The 14,088-nt window shown below is 58.6% G+C and carries 13 protein-coding genes; all 13 read left to right on the top strand.

Going from position 1 to position 14,088, the window contains the following annotated elements:
- The first annotated feature begins 4 nt into the window (after positions 1-4).
- Entirely contained in the window at positions 5-1,330 is a 1,326-nt protein-coding gene (trmFO, locus tag ABCN07_RS01595; protein WP_343005098.1) for a methylenetetrahydrofolate--tRNA-(uracil(54)-C(5))-methyltransferase (FADH(2)-oxidizing) TrmFO, read from the top strand.
- 7 nt (positions 1,331-1,337) lie between these two features.
- Positions 1,338-2,267 carry a tyrosine recombinase XerC gene (locus tag ABCN07_RS01600; protein WP_343005099.1) on the top strand — a complete coding sequence of 310 codons (930 nt, stop codon included), beginning with the start codon at positions 1,338-1,340 and terminating at the stop codon, positions 2,265-2,267.
- 160 nt (positions 2,268-2,427) lie between these two features.
- Positions 2,428-3,183: a 30S ribosomal protein S2 gene (gene rpsB, locus ABCN07_RS01605; protein WP_343005100.1), complete on the top strand. Its 756-nt coding sequence runs from the start codon at positions 2,428-2,430 to the stop codon at positions 3,181-3,183.
- A gap of 115 nt (positions 3,184-3,298) precedes the next feature.
- Positions 3,299-4,171 carry a translation elongation factor Ts gene (gene tsf / locus ABCN07_RS01610; RefSeq protein ID WP_343005101.1) on the top strand — a complete coding sequence of 291 codons (873 nt, stop codon included), beginning with the start codon at positions 3,299-3,301 and terminating at the stop codon, positions 4,169-4,171.
- A 147-nt stretch (positions 4,172-4,318) separates the two neighbouring features.
- Positions 4,319-5,047: a UMP kinase gene (pyrH, locus tag ABCN07_RS01615; protein ID WP_343005102.1), complete on the top strand. Its 729-nt coding sequence runs from the start codon at positions 4,319-4,321 to the stop codon at positions 5,045-5,047.
- Positions 5,047-5,592 (top strand): ribosome recycling factor, encoded by a 546-nt coding sequence (gene frr / locus ABCN07_RS01620; protein WP_293845157.1) that lies wholly within the window; start codon positions 5,047-5,049, stop codon positions 5,590-5,592. Before pyrH ends, frr begins: the two co-directional genes overlap by 1 nt.
- A 33-nt stretch (positions 5,593-5,625) precedes the next feature.
- On the top strand, positions 5,626-6,408 hold the full coding sequence (locus ABCN07_RS01625; protein ID WP_343005103.1) for an isoprenyl transferase: 783 nt from the start codon (positions 5,626-5,628) through the stop codon (positions 6,406-6,408).
- 75 nt (positions 6,409-6,483) lie between these two features.
- Positions 6,484-7,362: a phosphatidate cytidylyltransferase gene (locus tag ABCN07_RS01630; protein WP_343005104.1), complete on the top strand. Its 879-nt coding sequence runs from the start codon at positions 6,484-6,486 to the stop codon at positions 7,360-7,362.
- Positions 7,359-8,555, top strand: a complete 1,197-nt coding sequence (gene dxr / locus ABCN07_RS01635) for a 1-deoxy-D-xylulose-5-phosphate reductoisomerase (protein ID WP_343005105.1) — start codon at positions 7,359-7,361, stop codon at positions 8,553-8,555. The genes ABCN07_RS01630 and dxr overlap by 4 nt, the downstream gene beginning before the upstream one ends.
- The gene (locus ABCN07_RS01640; RefSeq protein WP_343005106.1) at positions 8,552-9,946 is read left to right on the top strand and encodes a site-2 protease family protein; all 1,395 of its coding nucleotides are present in this window, start codon (positions 8,552-8,554) and stop codon (positions 9,944-9,946) included. Before dxr ends, ABCN07_RS01640 begins: the two co-directional genes overlap by 4 nt.
- 1 nt (position 9,947) lies before the next feature.
- Entirely contained in the window at positions 9,948-11,045 is a 1,098-nt protein-coding gene (gene ispG / locus ABCN07_RS01645; protein WP_343005107.1) for a flavodoxin-dependent (E)-4-hydroxy-3-methylbut-2-enyl-diphosphate synthase, read from the top strand.
- A gap of 108 nt (positions 11,046-11,153) precedes the next feature.
- Complete coding sequence (locus ABCN07_RS01650; protein ID WP_343005171.1) at positions 11,154-12,863, top strand: proline--tRNA ligase; 1,710 nt, start codon at positions 11,154-11,156, stop codon at positions 12,861-12,863.
- A 5-nt stretch (positions 12,864-12,868) separates the two neighbouring features.
- Positions 12,869-14,023, top strand: a complete 1,155-nt coding sequence (locus tag ABCN07_RS01655; protein ID WP_343005108.1) for an aminotransferase class I/II-fold pyridoxal phosphate-dependent enzyme — start codon at positions 12,869-12,871, stop codon at positions 14,021-14,023.
- The last annotated feature ends 65 nt before the right edge of the window (positions 14,024-14,088 follow it).

Here is a 14,088-nt window from a genome sequence, read left to right on the forward strand (position 1 = left end):
AGACATGAGCGAGTTTGAGACGGTAACGGTTGTTGGTGCTGGCCTTGCGGGCTGCGAGTGTGCCTTGCAGCTTGCCAAAAGGGGCGTGAGGGTTCGCCTTTGCGAGCAGAGGCCCCTTTCTACGACGGCTGCCCATCACACTGATGGTATGGCTGAGCTCGTTTGCTCAAACTCGCTCAAGGCGACCCGCGTGGACTCGGCTGCCGGGCTCCTCAAGGCGGAGCTTGGTGAGATGGGCTGCGAGCTTCTTGATTGCGCTCATCAGGCTGCCGTCCCTGCCGGTGGTGCCCTGGCTGTCGACAGGGATTTGTTTTCGAGGCTCGTGGGCGAACGCATTGGTTCCTCAGACCTTATTGAGGTGGTTCGTGGCGAGGTGACTTCGATTCCGGAGGGTCCCTGCGTTATTGCCGCAGGTCCGCTCTGCTCCGATGCGCTCGCAAGTAGCGTATCTGAGCTGGTGGGCGGCGGCTCACTTTCCTTTTTCGATGCCGCCGCTCCCATCGTTGACGCTGAGACTATAGACCGCTCTATCGTCTTCTCTCAATCGCGATACGAGGAGACAGGCGAGGGAGATTACCTTAACTGCCCCATGGACAAAGCAGAGTACGAGGCGTTCATTGACGCCCTGCTTGCTGCCGAGAGGGTGGTTGCGAGGGACTTCGAACAGCGTGACCTGTTCTGTGCTTGTCAACCCGTGGAAGAAGTCGCTCGCACGGGTGTTGATGCCGCTCGCTATGGCGCGATGAAGCCGGTCGGTCTTACTGACCCTCGGACCGGCCGTCGCCCGTGGGCCGTTGTGCAACTTCGTCCGGAAAACTCCAATCATACAGCCTATAACCTCGTCGGCTTCCAGACGAACCTCACCTGGCCAGAGCAGAAGCGCGTGTTCCGCATGATTCCGGGCCTCGAATCTGCCGAGTTCTTCCGTTACGGGGTCATGCACAGGAATTCGTTTATTGACTCCCCGCGCGCCCTCGATAACACGTTTGCCGCTCCTGGCACAAGAGTCAGGTTTGCCGGTCAGATTTGCGGGACTGAGGGATACACGGAGGCAATTGCTTCGGGGCTTCTTGCTGCGCTAAATACGTACGCGGATCTCAAGGGAGCCGAAAATGTTGAGCTTCCGCGAACGGGTGCCTTCGGATCTCTGGTGGCATACGCCACCGATCCCTTAACCTCTCCCTATCAGCCCATGCACGTCAATTTTGGAATAGTGCCGCCAATTGAGGGCCCGCGCATGAAGAAGCGGGAGCGTTACGCTCGTTATTCTGAGCGCGCCCTTTCCGATCTTCGTGCGTATCTCCTCGAAAGGCCTGATCTTTTTGCCTGAGCGCGCAATGACAGCGGATAGGGAGCGATCTCAAAATGAGTTCGAGTCTCGAGCGAGGGAGTTCTGCTCATACCTGCGTGAGGTGAGGAACCTTTCGCCAAACACAGTTCGGGCTTACGAGATTGACCTTGGGGCCTATTTAGACTGGGCGCGTCGTGAAGGCATAGACCCCATGCATGTCACTCACCGCGAGGTTCGTGCCTGGATAGCCGAGCTATCTGCCGCGGGCTATGCAACCACCACGCAGAACCGTCATCTCTCTTCGGTGCGCACGTTATATCGGTGGCTTGTAAGCCGTGGATACACGGACGAAGATGCGCCTGCAACGGTTTCGAGTCCCAAGATTGCAAAGCGGCTCCCGAAGACGATGAGGGACGGTGATGTCCTCAGGCTGCTTGAAGCCTGCGGCTCAGATGCGGCGGGGATTCGAGACAGGGCAATGATCGAGCTCCTCTATGCCACAGGAGCTCGAATCTCCGAGGCTAGTGGGCTTGACGTACACGATATCGACTTAGCTCAACGGCAAGTGCGCCTATTTGGTAAGGGGTCAAAAGAAAGGGTCGTTCCCATCTATGCGAAGAGCGCCGAGGCAGTCGAGCAGTATCTTCTGACGTCTCGCGCGGAACTTGCCGCGTCGGGTAAGGTCAGGACCAGCGCATTGTTTCTTACCAAACAAGGTAAACGAATGAGCGCTGCCGCCCTACGGAAACGATTCGAGAACCTAGTTGAGATAGCCGGTCTCGATCCAAGCTTTACGCCCCATGCGATGCGCCATACATTCGCCACTGAGCTTCTCGACGGTGGGGCCGATCTTAGAAGTGTCCAGGAGCTGCTTGGTCACGAGAGCCTGTCAACAACCCAGATCTATACCCACCTGTCAATTGAGCGGCTGAAGGAAGCGGCGCTCCAGGCCCACCCAAGGTCGGAATCTAATTAGGCCTTGCGTTAATGCTTGTTCGCTGGTACACTGTCCAATCGCTGTGCAGAAGCCAGCGTCAAATCACACGCGTCGCGACCAAAAGGCCACGGTGCCCGTGAAACACGGGTGGCTAGACGGGATGACCGGCGCGGAGGCGAAACCAAAGAAAGGTAGCACCATGGCAGTCAAGATTAATCTTAACACCCTGCTCGAGGCCGGTTGCCACTACGGTCACCAGACCCGTCGTTGGAACCCCAAGATGAAGCCGTACATCTTCGGTGAGCGCAACGGCATTTACATCCTTGACCTCAAGCAGACTATCATGGATGCCGATAAGGCTTACACGTTCCTCAAGGAGACCGCTGCCAAGGGCGGCAAGGTCCTCTTCGTCGGCACCAAGAAGCAGGCTCAGGAGCCCGTCGCCACGCAGGCTGCTCGCTGCGACATGCCCTACATCAACCAGCGTTGGCTCGGCGGCGTGCTGACCAACTTCGTGACCATGCGCTCCCGCATCGATCGTATGGAGGAGCTCGAGGCCATGGTCGAGGACGGCCGCATGGCCGCTCGTGGCAAGAAGGAGCAGAGCGTTCTCACCAAGGAGCTCGAGAAGCTTCAGCGCAACCTCGGTGGCGTTCGTGATATGAAGCAGCTTCCTGCCGCTCTCTTCGTCATCGATTCCAAGCGCGAGGAGCTCGCCATCCGCGAGGCCAACCGTCTTCACATCCCGGTCGTCGCTCTCCTCGACACCAACTCTGACCCGGATGTCGTCGACTTCGGCATCCCCGCGAACGACGATGCCATTCGCTCTGTCGCCCTCATGACCGAGCTCGTCGCTGACGCCATCCTTGCTGGCACCGGCAAGGAGCAGATTACCGCTGAGGAGATGGCCGCTGGTACCACCACCCCGGCTGTCGAGGCGCCCGCTGCCGAGTAGGGATATCCCTTTCGCGTAGCACCATAGGATTTGGGGGCGCCGTCCACTTGTTGGGCGGCGCCCGTACGTAAAGTCAGACATCCTGCATGTGCAGGTAGATAGAGAGAGGCTAAACATGGCTCAGATCACCGCCGCGCTCGTCAAGCAGCTCCGCGAGATGACCGATTCCCCGATGATGGAGTGCAAGAAGGCCCTCGTCGAGGCCGATGGTGACATCGAGAAGGCCGTCGACGTTCTCCGTAAGATGGGTATGGCCAAGGCCGTCAAGAAGGCCGGCCGTGAGACCAACGAGGGCACCGTCGCTGCCTATGTCTCCGAGGACGGCAAGGTTGCCGCTCTCGTCGAGGTCACCTGCGAGACCGACTTCGTCGGTGGCAACACCAAGTTCACCGGCTTCGCCAAGAACGTCGCCGCTGTTGTCGCCAAGGTCAACCCGGCCGACGACGAGGCTCTGAAGGCCGCCGAGTTCTCCACTAACGAGACCGTCGACGCTGCTCTCACCGAGATGATTCACACCATGGGCGAGAACATGAAGATCGCTCGCTTCGCCCGTCGCGAGGTTGAGGCCGGCACCTTCGGCTCCTACGTCCACGCCAACGGCAAGCTTGCCACCATCGTCGAGTTCTCCTTCTCTAAGCCGGAGACCGCCGAGGCCGCTTCCTTCAAGACCTTCGCTCACGACGTCGCGATGCAGGTCGCCGCTGCCGGTGCCATCTCCGCTCGCCGCGAGGACGTTCCCGCCGAGATCGTCGAGCACGAGATGAGCATCTACAAGGCTCAGGCTGCCGAGTCCGGTAAGCCCGAGGCCATTCAGGTCAAGATTGCCGAGGGTCGTCTCAACAAGTTCTACGGTGAGTCCGTCCTCTCCGAGCAGGCCTTCATCAAGGATGGCGACATCACCATCCGTCAGTACGCTGAGAAGGTTGGCAAGGAGCTCGGTGACTCCATCGAGGTCGTTGCCTTCGATCGCTTCACCTTCGGCGAGTAGCTTTTAGCTTAGCTTTGATTTTTGGGCCCGGCACCATAAGGTGTCGGGCCCATTTGCATGTCTAGTGCTCCTGTAATTGGTGGGAACCGCGTAATTACCCTCTGCTAGAATCAATAAGAATCGACACCTTGAGGAAGGGAAGTCTCCTTGACGGACTATAAGTACAAGCGCGTGTTGCTCAAGCTCTCTGGTGAGGCCCTTATGGGTGGCGGCGTCTATGGCGTAGACCCCAAGGTCGTCGACCACCTTGCTGAGGAGATTAAGCTCATCCACGATGATGGCATCGAGATTGGCATCGTCGTTGGTGGAGGTAACATCTTCCGTGGCGTATCTGGTGCCGCTGGCGGAATGGATCGAGCCCAGGCAGACTATATGGGCATGCTCGCCACTGTCATGAACGCCCTTGCCCTTCAGGACAGCTTCGAGCGTCACGGCATGACTACGCGCGTGATGAGTGCCATCAAGATGGATGAGGTGTGCGAGCCCTACATTCGTCGTCGTGCAATCAAGCACCTCGAGAAGGGCTATATCGCAATCTTCGCGGCCGGTTCCGGCAACCCGTATTTCACGACGGACACCGCAGCTGCTCTGCGCGCCTGCGAGATTGATGCTGACTGCCTCATGAAGGCCACCAAGGTGGACGGCATCTACGACGCAGACCCCGTGAAGCACCCTGAGGCCAAGAAGTTTGACAAGATTACTTATCGTGAGGTCCTTACTCGCGATCTTAGGGTTATGGATGCAACCGCTACGGCTCTTTGCAGCGATAACAACATGTCTATGATCGTGTTCAACATTGACCAGCCGCACGTGTTCGCCGATGCCCTCCAGGGGCTTCCGGTTGGTACCACCGTCTATGGGGAGGAGACCCACTAATGAGCGAGATTACCAACAACGCGCGTACGCGCATGGACAAGTGCCTCGAATCTCTTAAGGCCAACTTCGCGCGCGTTCGTACCGGTCGCGCCAACCCGCACATCCTTGATTCCATCATGGTTGATTATTACGGTCAGGCGACCCCGGTTACGCAGCTTGCCGGTGTCAAGGTTCCCGAGGCTAGCATGCTCTGCGTCGAGCCCTGGGATAAGAGCAGCCTCAACGCCATCGAGAAGGCCATCTCCCAGTCTGACCTCGGCATCACTCCGTCGAATGACGGCGTTGTCATTCGCCTCCCGTTCCCGAAGCCGACGGGCGAGCGTCGCAAGGAGCTCGCTAAAGAATGCCGCACCTACGCCGAGGAGGCTCGTGTTGCCGTGCGCAATGTCCGTCGCGAGGCAAACGCAAAGCTCGAGCGTGACGAGGAGCTCTCCGAGGACGACGTCCGTCGCGAGCAGGCTGTCATCCAGAAGCTGACTGACGAGTTCGTCGCTAAGATCGACGAGGCTACCAAGGCTAAGGAAGCCGAGGTAATGGAGATCTAGGAGCCTGTCCACCACTTATTTGAGGAGCAGAACGTGCTGCGCGACGAGCAGAAGCTGATCGAATACTTTGCCGATGCACCGGATGACATCTCGCTGTCTGATGTCAATCTCGACCATCTCCCCAGCCATATCTCTGTAATCATGGACGGCAATGGCCGTTGGGCCACCCGCCAGGGCAAGGAGAGGGGAGAGGGTCACATCGCGGGCGTTTCCAGTCTTCGCGAGACCATCACCGCTTGCGTTCGACTCGGGATTGATGTTCTGTCCGCATATGCGTTCTCAACCGAGAACTGGAAGCGTCCACAGCATGAGGTCGATCTCCTCATGCATCTGTTCGCCACCACGCTTCTCAAGGAGCTCCCACTTTTCCATCAGGAAAACGTCAGGCTTGTATTCCTCGGTGATATCGAGGCTCTTCCGGAGAAGACGCGCGATGTCTTCGAGGAGGGTCTTGCTGAGACAGCGGGCAACACGGGCATGGTGCTCGCCCTTGCCGTGAACTACGGCGCAAGAGCCGAGCTCGCCCGTGCCGCCCGCACTCTCGCGGCCCGCGTGGCAAGTGGAGACATCAATATCGAGGATATCGACGAGGGTGCTGTCGCGGCCTCGCTCTATACCGCCGATCTTCCTGATCCGGAGCTTCTCATTCGAACCTCCGGAGAACTTCGACTTTCCAACTATCTTCTTTGGCAGCTTGCTTACAGCGAGTTCTATGTCACGGACACCCTCTGGCCAGATTTCGATCGCTGGGAACTCCTTCGCGGCATTAAGGCTTTCCAGGGCCGAGACCGTCGCTTTGGCGGGGTGAAGGCCTAATTGTCTACAGAAGAACATCGCGACAAGGAAATGCCATCCAAGAGCTCTGTCGGCATCAATAAGGTGTCAGACACCATGGAGCGCAGACGAGCGGCTCGCGAAGACGCGCGCGTCATCGGTGGCCTTCGCAGCCAACGTTTTCGGTCGAGTGCTGAGAAGTTCATCACTCGCTCGACGTATGGTCTTCTCTATGCCGCGATTATTCTCGTCTGCCTCTTTTGGGGTCGAGTTCCCACGATGTTCCTCGTTTCCGCTATGTCATGGCTTTGTGGGTCTGAGTTCTACCGCATGGCTCGTCTTGGTGGCAGAATGCCTAACGAGTTTATCGGACTAGCCGCCGCCGCTCTGTATCCGCTTGCAGCGCTAGTCTCCGTTGAGGGTCAGACTGGAGTTACGCTCCTGCTCATGCTCGCAGCTGGCACTTGGTATGTCCTCACTCCTAGAGCTAGCATTTCTGATGCGGCGATTACGGTCTTCGGCGCAGCCTATACGGGCCTGCTGTTCTCATCTGTCGTCGTTATCAGGGCTTCGTACCTTGGAACTGAAGGCGCGCTCCTAACGCTCGGCGTCATGGGGTCTGTCTGGGTTAACGATGCCACTGCATATATATTCGGGTCGCAATTTGGAAAGCATAAGATGGCTCCCCGCATTTCTCCCAATAAGAGCTGGGAGGGTTTTGTGGGCGGTCTTCTTGGTAGCTGCCTGACATGGATCGCTCTCTACGCGCTAAAGGTGTGTGGGATCAGACTGCTCCTGGCACTCATCGGTGGTCTTGTCTGCGGCGTTTCTGGCGTCATCGGCGACCTCTTTGAGAGCCGCCTCAAGCGCGCGGTTGGAGTAAAGGACTCCGGGAACCTAATTCCTGGTCATGGAGGTCTTTTGGATCGCTCGGATTCCATGCTATTTGCAACCATGACCGCCTATTTCGTTCTTCACATCGGAGGGATTCTGTGAGTATTTTCGAGGAGATGTCCTCAAGCCTTGAAAGGCGTCGTCCGACTCGCCTGGCCCTCTTGGGCTGCACGGGGTCTATTGGCACCCAGACGCTTGATATCTGTCGCATGCACCCTGACAAGGTGGAACTTGCTGCCATCGCGGTGAACTCTTCCTGCAAGGGGCTTGTAGAAGTTGCTCGGGAATTTGGCGTGCCCCATGTTGCCGTTGCAGACGAGGCCCGCAAGGACGATCCGATTCTCGAGGAGCTCCCCGAGGGATGCGACCTCGGTTTTGGCCAGGACGCCGTCACGCGTCTTGCCAGCCTTCCGGACGTCGATTGCGTACTCGTTGCCGTAGTTGGCGAAGCTGGAATCTGGGCGAGCGCTGAGGCCCTTCGCTGCGGCAAGATTTGGGCGCCTGCAAACAAGGAGGCCCTTGTCATCGGCGGGGACCTTCTCATGCCCATGGCTAAGCCGGGCAGGGTTCTTCCCGTCGACTCCGAGCATAACGCTATCTACCAGTGCCTCGTTGGGGAGAGGCGCGAGGACCTTTCGAAGATTTGGCTCACCTGCTCTGGCGGCCCCTTTTTCGGCAGTTCTCGCGAGCAGCTCGAAAATGTCACCGCGGCGCAAGCTCTCGCGCACCCCACGTGGAAAATGGGATCTAAGATCACCATCGACTGCGCAACCCTGATGAACAAGGGGCTCGAGGTCATCGAGGCGCATCATCTCTTCGATGTTCCCATTGACGACATCAATGTTCTCGTTCACAGGCAGAGTAAGGTACATTCCGCCGTCGAGTTCTCGGACGGCTCGGTTAAGGCGCAGCTTGGCCCCTCAGACATGAGAGTCGCCATTCAATATGCTTTGAGCTATCCAGAGCGCTGGGAAAGCCCGGCCACCCACGTGGATTGGCGCTCCAGCGAGCCCCTCACCTTTGCCGCGCCTGATGTCGAGTCGTTCCGCTGTCTTTCCCTCGCGCTTGAGGCGGGCCGTACGGGGGGCACGCTTCCCTGCGCGATGAACGCAGCCAATGAGGTGGCAAACGAGGCCTTTAGAAACGCCGCCTGTGGATTCTGCGACATCGATCGCGTTGTCGAGCGCGTGATGGAGATGACGGAGGTCGAGCCGCTCTCCTCATTCGAACAGATAGCCGAGGTTGACGCTCTTTCGCGCAGTCGCGCTCGTGCTCTTGTCTCGGAGCTTGTATGAGCTGGCTCTCATCTTTTGCCTCGGCAGCCATTTGGGGGATATTCCTTCTCTCGATACTCGTGTTCCTTCATGAGGGAGGGCATTTTCTTGCCGCCAGGGCTTTCGACATGCGCGTAACAGAATTCTTTCTCGGCATGCCTTGTCGCTACAAGCTTTCGTACAAGAGTAGGACGCGCGGTACGGAGATTGGCATTACTCCCATTCTCCTTGGGGGATACAACCGCATTTGCGGCATGAATGGCCCTGCAGGCACACGTGCTGCCGAGGTTCTTTCCGCCGTCGCGCGTGTCGGCCGCATCAAAATCTCTCAACTCTCCGAAGAGCTTGCCATGGATACGAATGAGCTCGTCGACGTTCTTTCCGTGCTGGTTGATTGGGCGTCTATAGAGCCGTACTACGATGAGAGCCTTGGAGAAAACCCAAGCCAAAAGACATGGCCAGAGCAAGTTCAGACCGTAGAGCGCGATGCGAACCTGCTGACTGCGTTCGATCGAGGCCACGACTTCTCGCTCCCCGGTTCTACGAAGGCGGGGGAGAGTCATGCCCTTCCTGATGGTGGAGCCGACGCGTTCCTTGCGCAGGAGCGGTCACGGACGTATCAGGGCAAAGGGTTCTTTGCTCGCGTGTTGACCCTGGTGGCAGGCCCCGCGGTCAATGTCGTTCTTGGCATTGCTCTAGTCGTTGGTTGCCTTTCGATCGGCGGAGTCCAAGTCGTTGAAAACGTGCCGGAAATCGGGTCCGTCGAGGTGGGTTCGCTTGCCGAGCGATGCGGTCTGACCGAAGGCGATCGAATCTCCTCCGTCAATGGGACGTCGGTCTCCACCTGGGTGGAGCTTTGCGACCAGCTCAACGAGTGCCTAGCGTCTGGCCAGACTTTCACCGTGGAATTCAATCGCGATGGCCAGCAACTCGAAGGTGCCGTTGACCCAGCTAACAACCCGCTTGAGTCGGGAAAGTTTGGCATCACGGCCGTCGTTACGACGTTGCACCCAAGTGTTGTCGACTCTATTAAGGCCGCCCTCAACTATGTGACGGCAACGGTGTCCTATATTGCTCAGCTGTTCCAACCCGCCCACACTGCTGAGGTTGTCTCGCAGTCTTCGTCCGTCGTTGGCATTTCCGTTATGGCGTCTCAGGCGGCCGCGTCGGGTGCGAGAGACTTTCTGTTCCTCTTGGCGGCGATTTCGCTTTCGCTCGGATTCATGAACCTCATTCCCATTCCTCCGCTTGACGGTGGAAAGTTTCTCATCGAGGTCATACAGCTGCTTATTCGCAGGGATGTCTCGATTCGCGTTCAGAATGCCCTGTCTTACCTGGGCATTATTCTCGCAATGATCTTGTTCTTCTTCGTCTTGAAGCAGGACATCGTTCGAATTGTCTTTGGAGGTTAGCATGCTCGACCTTCGACTCCCGTCCCAACAGGCCGCCCCGCTTCCTAGGGAGCTCACTCATCAGGTGCACGTGGGCAACGTTCCTGTTGGCGGGGGAGCTCCCGTGTCGGTCCAATCCATGTGCACCACCGCCACGACCGATCCCGTAGCGACGCTAGCGCAGATCCATGACCTCGTTGACCTCGGCTGTGAAATCGTTCGCGTTGCGATTCCGCACGCTGATGCTCTCGACGGCTTTGCCGAGACGTGCGCCGAGTCGCCTATCCCCGTCGTTGCTGACGTGCACTTCGACCACCGCTTTGCTATCGAGGCGGCGCGTCGTGGTGCCGCCGGCATTCGCATCAATCCCGGAAACATCGGCTCTTTCGATCGTGTGGATGCCGTCATCGACGCGGCAGGGGAGGCTGGAATCCCCATTCGCATCGGAGTGAACGCTGGCTCTCTCGACAAGGAGATCGATGCGCGCGAAGACCTGACGCAACCCGAGAAGCTTGTCCAGAGCGCCGTCTCCTTCGTGCGGCATTTCGAGGAGCGCGGCTTCAGAGACATCGTTCTCTCCGCCAAGGTCCACGACGTTCCCGCGACGATTCTCACCAATCGCGAGCTTTCCCGAGTCCTGCCTCATGTGCCACTCCATCTTGGTGTTACGGAGGCGGGCACCATTCGCCAGGGCACGGTTAAGAACGTCTCGGCGCTCTCCGTGCTGCTCTCTGAGGGTATTGGCGACACCATGCGCCTTTCCCTCACCGCTCCGCCCACCGAGGAGGTTCCCGTTGCCTGGGAGCTTCTGCAGTCCCTCGGTATGCGGCGTCGCACTCCGGAGCTCGTAAGCTGTCCCACCTGCGGCAGGTGCCAGGTCAACCTTATCGAGATCGCCAACGAGGTCGAGGAGAGACTCCAGAAGATCTCGGCCCCCATTTCCGTTGCCGTCATGGGGTGTGTCGTCAACGGCCCGGGCGAGGCGCGCGGCGCCGACATCGGCGTTGCGTGCGGACTTGGCACCGGGCTAATCATCGCTGGGGGAGAAACCCTGCGAAAAGTCCCCGAGGATCGCATCGTCGATGAGCTTTTCGCCGAAATTCACGCGCGTTTCGAATAAACAGCGGACCGCTCGCAAGCTTGGGCCTTTTGTCCGGTTCGCGTTAGAATGACTAGGCCAATTAACGAGCGCCAATAGCGCCGATTAAAGGATACAGCTATGAACCCAATGAAGATGAGCCGTCTTTACGCCCCCACCCTCAAAGAGGATCCCACCGAGGCCGAGCTCGCGAGCCATCGCCTGCTTCTTCGCGCGGGCATGATTCGTAAGGAGGCTGCTGGCCTCTACACGTATCTGCCACTGGCTTGGCGCTCCATCCGCAAGATCGAGAACATCGTTCGCGACGAGATGGACACGCATGACGCCCAGGAGCTCATGATGCCTATCATGGTCGACGCGGACCTGTGGCGCCAGAGCGGCCGCATCGATGCCTATGGCAAGGAGCTCGTCCGCTTCAACGATCGTCACGAGCGCGAGTTCGTCCTTGGCCCGACTCACGAGGAGACTATCACCGCCCTCGTTCGCAACGAGCTCAGGAGCTATAAACAGCTGCCCGTCAACCTCTACCACATCCAGGACAAGTTCCGCGACGAGTTCCGCCCTCGCTACGGCCTCATGCGCGGGCGCGAGTTCATCATGAAGGATGCCTACTCCTTCTCTGCCACTCAGGAGAGCCTGCAGGAGGAGTACGACAAGATGAAGGAGGCGTACGCAAACATTTGCGTACGCTGTGGCCTGAAGGCCCTTCCCGTCGTCGCCGATAGCGGAGAGATCGGCGGCGATACTTCCGTCGAGTTTATGGCTCTCGCGGATGCCGGCGAGGCAAGCCTCGTTTACTGCGATGATTGTGGATTCGCTGCGGACGATGAAGCGGCGAGCACGATGGTTGCCGTCAGCGAGGGTCCGGGCGACGGCACCCTCACCAAGGTAGAGACCCCGGGTCTCGGCACCATCGCCGACGTCGCCAAGTTCTTCGGCTTCCCCGAGAACGGCACGCGCAAGGCCCTCGCCATCATCGACGCCGAGGGTAACCCCGTCGTGGCCATCGTCCCCGGCGACCACGAGCTCAACGACTGCAAGGCGGAGCACGTCTTCGGTAAGGGCTATCGCCTCATGACCGACGAGGAGCTCGAGGAGCATGGCCTGTTCAAGGGCTTTATCGGCCCCGTGAACCTCCCCGAGGGCATTCGCCTCGTCTGCGACAAGAGCCTTGAGGGTTCCAAGAGCTGGACGTGCGGCGCCAACGAGGTCGACTACCACTTCACTGGCGCCTGCCCGGGTCGCGACTTCACCCCTGATGAGTGGGCTGACCTTGTGACCGTCGTCGCCGGCGATCCCTGTCCCCACTGCGGCCGTCCGCTTGCCTCTGCCCGCGGCATCGAGGTCTCCCAGGTCTTCCAACTCGGCACCAAGTATTCCGAGGCCATGGGCGCCTACTTCATGGATGAGGACGGCAAGGAGAAGCCTCTGATCATGGGCTGTTATGGTGTTGGCGTCTCTCGTACGCTCGCTGCCATCGTCGAGCAGCACAACGACGAGAACGGCATCATCTGGCCTGTCTCCGTCGCCCCGTACGAGGTTTCGATCATCCCGCTCGACGTTAACGACGATCTCGTCTGGCCCGTCGCGGAGAAGGTCAGCGCAGCTCTTGCCGAGATGGGCATCGAAGTCATTGTCGACGACCGCAAGGAGCGCCCTGGCGTCAAGTTTGCCGATAACGACCTCATGGGCTTCCCGTACCAGATCGTGTGCGGCAAGAAGGCCGTTAAGAACGGCAACGTCGAACTCAAGGACCGTGCCACCGGCGAGCGCTCCGAGGTCGCCATCGATGAGGTCGCCGAGAAGGTTGCTCAGCTCGTTCTCGCTGCCAGGGCTTAGTTCTTATGCCTGCTTGCCAGACTAATACTGACCTTGCCCGTCTCGCGACAAGTGGAATCCGCCGTTTCACCGCGCTCGCGAACCAGACTCCGGGTTGTGTCAAGCTCACTCTTGGTGAGCCCGAGTTTGACACTCCGGAGCCAATTCGCGAGGCGGTTGCGGAGTCGCTGTCGCGCGGTCTAACGCACTATCCTCCCAACAACGGACGCCTCGAGCTGCTTGCCGCCTTAAGCGCCTACATGTCTTGTCACGGGCTTTCATACGACGTGGATGAGCTCATCGTTACTTGTGGAGCCACGGAGGCGCTCTCGGCGTCAATCATGGCTCTGCTAAACCCCGGCGACGAGGTCATTGTGCCGGTTCCGGCGTTTGGCCTCTATGAGACGATCGTGCGTGCCGCTCACGGGACATACGTTCCGTTCGACACAAGCGAGCATGGATTCCAGATTTGCGAGGAAGAGCTCGAATCCGTCGTAACGTCACATACGCGAGCGATAATCATTACGTCTCCTAACAACCCAACTGGTTGCATCTACACCCCAGAGACGCTAGATGCCGTCGCCAACTGTGCCGCCCGCCATGGCTTCTGCGTCATCTGCGACGACGTCTACAACAGGCTTGTTTATGACGCCGGGTACGAGCGCTTTGCCGTTCGGCATTCAGAGCTTCGCGAGCAGACCATCGTCGTGGACTCGTTTTCCAAACCCTGGGCGATGACGGGATGGCGTCTTGGCTGGCTCGCGGCGGCGCCCTCTCTTAAGTCCCAAGTCGAGAAGATGCACCAATATCTCGTTTCAAGCGTTCCGGCGTTTCTGCAGGACGCAGCTGTCGTTGCGCTTGGGCTTGGGATTGACGAAATGGTTGCCACCTATAAAACCCGACGCGATCTCGTTTGCTCGCGACTCGATGCTATGAGTCTTTCGTTTAATTCTCCCGGTGGAGCGTTCTACGCATTCCCTCGAATTGATTCGTTTGGCATGAGTTCGGAGGAATTCTGCGAGCGAGCGATTAGGGAAGCTGGAGTTGCGCTCGTTCCAGGCTCTTGTTTTGGGGTCGAGGGATTCGCGCGCCTTTCGTATTGCGTAAGCGATAGCGACCTAGAGACAGGCCTAGAGAGGCTAGGGAAGTTCATTAGCTCTCTCGGAGGGGTTTCTTTCTAGTGCGAGTAAGTTCTTAGTGGTCTGCGTGTTCTTGCTCGAGCTAGAAAGAAATTCTAAATTCTGAC

Origin of the sequence: Collinsella sp. 1033st1_E11_1033SCRN_220408 (assembly GCF_039062465.1) — a bacterium.
Classification (GTDB): Bacteria; Actinomycetota; Coriobacteriia; order Coriobacteriales; family Atopobiaceae; genus Parolsenella.